This is a genomic window from Sphingopyxis sp. KK2, from assembly GCF_001990265.1.
Lineage (GTDB): Bacteria > Pseudomonadota > Alphaproteobacteria > Sphingomonadales > Sphingomonadaceae > Sphingopyxis.
The window spans coordinates 1-447 of the sequence record NZ_LYVN01000311.1; the positions used below are offsets into that span (position 1 = coordinate 1).

At 67.8% G+C, this 447-nt stretch carries 1 protein-coding gene; it reads left to right on the forward strand.

Translation table 11 applies throughout. From position 1 onward, the window contains the following. Positions 1–94: 94 nt before the first annotated feature. On the forward strand, positions 95–447 hold a 353-nt coding region (locus B1A78_RS21975), incomplete at its 3' end, for a DUF2958 domain-containing protein (protein ID WP_077148919.1).

Genomic DNA, 447 nt, shown 5'->3' on the forward strand with positions numbered 1-447 from the left:
GTTTGGGGGCGGGTGAGGAGGACAGGATGGGCAAGACCAGCGGGCATCGCGCGAGAGGCGAGGGCGGCAACGTTTATGGCGAGGGGAGGCGGCCATGATCCTGCTCACGCCCGAACTCATCGCCGCGCTACGCGCCAACGACATCGCGCACCGGCAGGCGTCAGGGCGTCGCGGGGCCGAACCCGATCCGGCGCCGGTCGTCAAATTCTTCAACCCCGTGGGCGCCGCGACGTGGCTCGCGACTGAGCTCGACGAGGACGGCGACACGCTGTTCGGACTTGCCGACCTCGGTTTCGGCTGTCCCGAACTCGGCTCCTTTTCGCTCCACGAAATCGCAAGCGTCCGCTTGCCGTTGGGTCTCGGCATCGAGCGCGACGAGCATTTCTCGACCACGCATCCGCTGTCGGTCTGGGCCGATACCGCGCGGCGCGCGGGATCGATTATCGC